Source organism: Thermoflexus sp., from assembly GCF_025055495.1.
Classification (GTDB): domain Bacteria; phylum Chloroflexota; class Anaerolineae; order Thermoflexales; family Thermoflexaceae; genus Thermoflexus.
In genome coordinates, this window is the sequence record NZ_JANWXB010000259.1 from 1 (window position 1) to 5,369 (window position 5,369).

General features: G+C 64.9%; 5 protein-coding genes. 4 read left to right on the forward strand and 1 reads right to left on the reverse strand.

The window, feature by feature from the left end; translation table 11 throughout:
- Window positions 1-553 precede the first annotated feature (553 nt).
- The 4 genes from NZM16_RS08500 (at window position 554) to NZM16_RS08515 (ending at window position 4,661) form a co-directional block, all read left to right on the forward strand.
- A complete protein-coding gene (locus NZM16_RS08500) occupies window positions 554-1,687 on the forward strand; it encodes a glycosyltransferase family 1 protein (protein ID WP_295479925.1) in 1,134 nt (377 codons plus the stop codon).
- Window positions 1,688-1,846: 159 nt separating this feature from the next.
- A complete protein-coding gene (locus NZM16_RS08505; RefSeq protein WP_295453708.1) occupies window positions 1,847-3,253 on the forward strand; it encodes a LutB/LldF family L-lactate oxidation iron-sulfur protein in 1,407 nt (468 codons plus the stop codon).
- Complete coding sequence (locus NZM16_RS08510; RefSeq protein ID WP_295453711.1) at window positions 3,250-3,942, forward strand: lactate utilization protein; 693 nt, start codon at window positions 3,250-3,252, stop codon at window positions 3,940-3,942. The genes NZM16_RS08505 and NZM16_RS08510 overlap by 4 nt, the downstream gene beginning before the upstream one ends.
- Window positions 3,939-4,661, forward strand: coding sequence for a (Fe-S)-binding protein (locus tag NZM16_RS08515; protein ID WP_295453712.1), 723 nt, complete (start codon window positions 3,939-3,941; stop codon window positions 4,659-4,661). Before NZM16_RS08510 ends, NZM16_RS08515 begins: the two co-directional genes overlap by 4 nt.
- Before the next feature lie 183 nt (window positions 4,662-4,844).
- On the opposite strand, the gene NZM16_RS08520 is transcribed toward NZM16_RS08515, so the two are convergent.
- Window positions 4,845-5,297: a GxxExxY protein gene (locus NZM16_RS08520; RefSeq protein WP_295453715.1), complete on the reverse strand. Its 453-nt coding sequence runs from the start codon at window positions 5,295-5,297 to the stop codon at window positions 4,845-4,847.
- Window positions 5,298-5,369: the final 72 nt, after the last annotated feature.

The window sequence follows — 5,369 nt, forward strand, 5'->3', positions numbered from 1 at the left end:
GGGATTGAATAGGGAGTTACGCAGCTCCCCCCAAAGCCCCTCGAAGTAGCGAACGGCTTCTGATTTGTCCAGTTATAAACTGGGGATTTGTGGATCCGAAGCCCGTCCGGTAGGGCATGGCCCCTCCCCCCTTTCTTCCCCCTCCCCACGGCCCACTGGGCCGTGCGGAGGGGGGAGAAAGGGGGGAGGGGCCATCGCCTTCCGGACGGGCTGCGGTTCCTCAAATCCCCAGCTTATAACTGGACAAAGCAGTAGCCGTTCGCTTCTTCGAGGGGCTTTGGGGGGAGCTGCGTAACTCCCTATTCAATCCCGCCAGGGCGACTTCTGAGCTCTCCCGGGGTTGGGGGGCTGGGTGCCGTCTTCGGCGGCGCGCGGCCCTAAAGGATGGTTTCCCCTACCCGAGGCCCACAGAGCCTCAGGGAGAGGGGAGGGGCCGTGCCCGCTTCCCTCGAGAAGGCCCTTCCATCGGGAGAAGGCCCTTCCATCGGATTCACCGCCCCGAGTGGTCCGTAGCGGGTTCCATTTCCCCTCCCCGTAACGGAAACAGGATCCTATGGGTGGAAGTGGGATAGTGGTCTTAGACGGCCGGGTGATCAACGATCGGTTTCCGGGGATCGGGCGCTATGCCTATCGCTTGCTGGAGGCCATCCTGGCTCTGGAGCCCGGGTTAGAGGTCGTCCTGCTCTATACGCCGGCGTTGCCGAATCGGCGCTGGGATCTGCGGCAGCTCATGGGATCGCCTCGCCTTCGCCTGGTCCCCGTTTCGATCCCGCCGTTTCACCCGGCTGAGCATCTCCTCATCCCCTGGATGCTCCGGCGCTGGCCGGAGGCCCTCGTTCATGTTCCCCATTATGCGGTTCCGCTCGGTCTGTTGACGCGATCCGGCCCCCTCGTCGTCACCCTGTTGGATCTGATCCCGCTTCGCCTGACCGAAGCCTGGTCGGCTCTTCACCGGAAGGTTTATCATCTATGGCATCGTCTGGTTCTGGCCCGGGCGCGGGCGCTCTTCGCCCTTTCGGAGGCTACCCGTCAGGATCTCCTGCGCTTCTTCGGCCCCATCCGACCGCCGGTGATCATCACCCCCGCCGCGGCCGATCCTTGCTATGTCCCCCGCCCACCCCAGGAGGTCGCGGCGATCCGGCGGCGCTATGGGCTTCCATCATCTTACGCCCTCTACGTTGGCATCAACAAGCTATCCAAGAACCTGGATCGATTACTGGAGGCCTGGCGAAGGGTTCGGGGCCGCCTGCGGGCGAATGGGGATCCCCCTGATCTGATCCTGGCCGGGCCATGGGATCCGCGTTATCCGCTACGGCTGGGAGAGGGGGTTCGGCATCTGGGGATGGTTCCGGAAGGGGAGTTGCCCGCGCTCTACACGGGCGCTCGGCTCTTTGTCTTCCCGTCGTTGTGGGAAGGATTCGGCCTGCCGGTTCTCGAGGCCATGGCCTGCGGTGTCCCGGTGGCGTGTTCGGACATCCCGGCGCTGCGGGAAGTGGCGGGCGAAGCCGCCCGGTTTTTCGATCCGCGGGATGTGGAGGGGATGGCTCGGGCCATCGAGGAAGCCTGGGATCGGGCGGAGGATCCGGCGTGGCGTGCGCGGTGTCGGACGCAGGCCGCCCGCTTCTCCTGGGAGGAGACGGCGCGGCGCACCCTGGAGGGGTATCGCCGGGCGATGGATTCAGGATGATGAGTTTCGTCCTTATGTGCGATGCGGCTTGCGGTTGCGGTGCATGAACATAACATTATGGGGGAAATCGCTTCTGTGTTTTTGAAAGCACAGAAGGTTTGGTCGCAGCGCGACGGTTTGCGCTAAACTCAAGCCGAAGCTCTGTCGGAGGCTGAGTCCATGTCGACCCCTAGCCCCGCTTTTCGAGCCCGAATTCGGGAGGGCCTGGGAAACGCGGTCTTGCAGGAGGCGCTGGGGCGGGCCACCCGCTCCTTTCTGATCAGCCGCTTGAAAGCCCTCTCGGATCTTCCCGATGCCGAGACCGTCCGGGATCGCGCCCGGGCGATCCGCGCCCATACCATCGCCCATCTGGATCGCTACCTGGAGCAATTCGCTCAGGAAGTGGAGCGACATGGAGGAAAGGTCTTCTGGGCGGCCACCGCCCGCGAGGCTTGTGATTATATCGTGAGCCTGGCGCGGTCCCGAGGCATCCCCATGGTTGCGAAAAGCAAATCCATGGTCAGCGAGGAGATCGGCCTGAATCACACCCTGGAGGCCGCCGGGATCCGGGTGGTGGAAACCGATCTGGGGGAGTTCATCATCCAGCTCGCCGGGGAGCGGCCTTCCCACATCATCACCCCGGCCATTCACAAGCGCCGGGAGGATGTGTCGCAGATTTTCCAGAAGCACCTGGGGATGCCGCCCACCCACGAAATCTCCGAGATGACGGCCGCCGCCCGCCGCGCCCTGCGGCAGGTGTTCCTGGATGCCCGCATGGGGATCAGCGGGGTGAACTTCGGCATTGCGGAAACCGGGACCCTGGTGCTGGTGACCAATGAGGGGAACGGCCGCATGGTCACCACCCTGCCGCCGATCCACGTGGCCCTGATGGGGATCGAGCGGGTGGTGCCGACGTGGGAGGACACGGAGATCCTGCTGCGGGTGTTGGCTCGCAGCGCGACGGGCCAGGCCCTCACCGCCTACACCTCTTTCCTGACCGGCCCCCGCCGCCGGGGGGAGCCTGATGGACCCGAGGAGCTCCATGTGGTGCTGGTGGACAACGGTCGCTCTCGCTGGCTGGGGACGCCGCTGGAGGAAGCGCTGTATTGCATCCGGTGCGGCGCCTGCCTGAACGCGTGCCCGGTCTATCAGGCGATCGGCGGACACGCCTATGGCAGTGTGTATCCTGGCCCCATCGGGTCCATCGTCACGCCCATGCTGGGGGAGGGGAACGGCGCGGAGCTCGCTTATGCGAGCAGTTTATGCGGGGCCTGTCAGGAGGTCTGCCCGGTGCGCATCGCCATCCCGGACCTCCTGGTCCGCTGGCGGCAGATGCGGGCGGGGAGCCTGTTGCCGGCCTGGGAGCGCCTGGGCCTTCGGGGATACGCCTGGGCCGCGCGCCATCCTTCGGTATGGGCGCGGATCGGCCGGTGGGCGATGGCTCTCCTGCGCCGGATCGGACGAGAGGGATGGTTGCGCAGGGGCCCCGGGCCGTTACGGGCCTGGACCGCCGTTCGAGATTTCCCGGTTCCTCGACGATCCGCGTTCCGGGATTGGTGGGCATCTCGAAAGGGGGATCACCGATGAGCCATCCGGTGCTGGAGGCTGTGCGACGTCGGGTCACCCATCGACAGGTTCCACTCGGGCCGGCGCCCGCTCTGCCTTTCGATGCCCCGCCTGGGAGCGAGGCGGTGATCCAGCGGCTGTGGGCTTCCTGGGCCGAGGTCGGAGTCCATGCGTTTCGGTGTGCGACCGAGGCGGAAGCGATCCGGGGGGTTGTGGCCTGGTTACGCGAGCGGCAAATCCGGCAGGTGTTGACCGACGCTCGCACCGCCCGTTCGTATCCCGGCCTGATCCCCGCGCTGGAGGATGCCGGGCTCGCGGTGATGAGCGGGACGCTCCCCCGGGAGGAGGGGCCGCGGTATCTCGGGCTGGGTCGTTGGGCGACCGCGGAGGCGGGGATCACGGAGGCCGTCGCGGCCTTCGCGGACACCGGGACGATCTGGGTGATGGGCGGGCTGGGAGGGGCGCGGTGCGCATCCCTGTTGCCCCCCGTGCATCTCGCGCTGATCCGCCGCGCCCAGGTGTATCCCTGCATGGCCGCGTGGTTGCGCGAAGCCCGGGCCTCCGGCGCGCTGATGGAATGGGTGGAGGAAAGCAGCGCCATGATCGCCATCACCGGCCCCAGCCGGACTTCGGACATCGAGAAGGTCCTGACCCTGGGCGTGCACGGGCCGAAGGAGGTGATTGCCTTTCTGATCGAGGAGGCCGGATGAGCTTAACTGTTCAGCTCTTCGTGACGTGTCTGGTGGACTGGTTGCGACCCGAGATCGGCATCGCGACGGTGCGGCTGCTGGAGCGGGCCGGGATCACCGTGCGCTTTCCGGAGGCTCAGACATGCTGCGGGCAGCCGGCTTTCAACGTCGGTCGGTGGGAGGAAGCCCGGGCGATGGCGGAGCACTGGGTGCGGACCTTTGATCCAGAGCTCCCGGTGGTCGCTCCCTCCGGTTCATGCGTGGCGATGGTCCGCCATGGCTACCCGGCTCTTCTGGAAGGACATCCCCTCTATGATCGGTGGAAGGCGCTGGCGGAGCGGACGTATGAGCTCAGCCAGTATCTGGTGGAGGTTCTGGGGATCACCGACCTGGGGATCCGGCGGGAAGGAGCCGTAACCTATCATCCGTCATGTCATCTCCTGCGCATGCTGGGCGTTCGGGAAGCCCCTGAGCGCCTGATCCGGGCGGCCGACGCGGCGTATCATCCGTTGCCGGAGGCGGAGACGTGTTGTGGATTCGGAGGGCTGTTCTCTGTGCATTTCGAGGAGATCTCCGGCGCGATGCTCCAGCGGAAGATCCAGGCCATTCGGTCCACCGGAGCGCCGATCGTCCTGGGATGCGACTGGAGCTGCCTGATGCACATCGGCGGCGGGTTGCGCCGTCACGGCCTTCCGATCCAGGCGATGCATCTGGCGGAATGGTTGGCGGGAGAGCGATAGCCCAGCGCCGCCGACCATGGCGCGGGCGATCGCCTTTTGGGGGCAGGATCGGGGATCTGTAGGTCCTTGCCCTTGTTCATCCGCTCCTAGGCTGGATCGGAGGGGCCGTCCACGAATGGGGCACGAATACACGAATGATCGTTTTTCAGGTGCGGATAGAGACGGCGGGAAGACGTGAAGATTTTAGCGGCGACGCAGGGGCCTGCGCACGTGGTCTCTCCCCAGACGCCTCACCGGCCCGTCCGACGAGCCAGGGAAAACCCGCGCCCACTCCAGACGTCGGCGTCCGAAATTAAAGAGGAGCCCTACAGGGGCGCCGGTGGCCTTTAGATAATTGATGACTTGAGCCAGTTCGTCAGGGGTCAGCTGGTGACCGAAGGCCTTGACTTCCACTACCACCGTTCTTTCGACAAACAGATCCAAATAGAATAGGGCCACCGGGGCATCGCCGTGAAACACCTCGACGGGAAACTGACGTTCCACACCAATCCCTCGCCTTTGCAATTCCATCGCAAGCGCCCGCTCATAGACCTCCTCTTTGTATCCAGATCCCAATGCATTATGCACCGACATCGCCGCTCCGATGATCTCGTAGGTTAATCGGTTGCCCGTCGCATCCAGAATTAGCTTCGACATGGTTTGCCCTTTGCTCCTCTTAGGATCACTTCTACAATATGATAGCCATTAGTGCTTTGTCCAGCTATAAAC

Excerpts from the sequence above, each read along its gene's own strand:
- NZM16_RS08500 (WP_295479925.1), top strand. The coding sequence starts at position 554 with ATGGGTGGAAGTGGGATAGTGGTCTTAGACGGCCGGGTGATCAACGAT.
- NZM16_RS08505 (WP_295453708.1), top strand. The coding sequence starts at position 1,847 with ATGTCGACCCCTAGCCCCGCTTTTCGAGCCCGAATTCGGGAGGGCCTG.
- NZM16_RS08510 (WP_295453711.1), top strand. The coding sequence starts at position 3,250 with ATGAGCCATCCGGTGCTGGAGGCTGTGCGACGTCGGGTCACCCATCGA.
- NZM16_RS08515 (WP_295453712.1), top strand. The coding sequence starts at position 3,939 with ATGAGCTTAACTGTTCAGCTCTTCGTGACGTGTCTGGTGGACTGGTTG.
- NZM16_RS08520 (WP_295453715.1), bottom strand. The coding sequence starts at position 5,297 with ATGTCGAAGCTAATTCTGGATGCGACGGGCAACCGATTAACCTACGAG.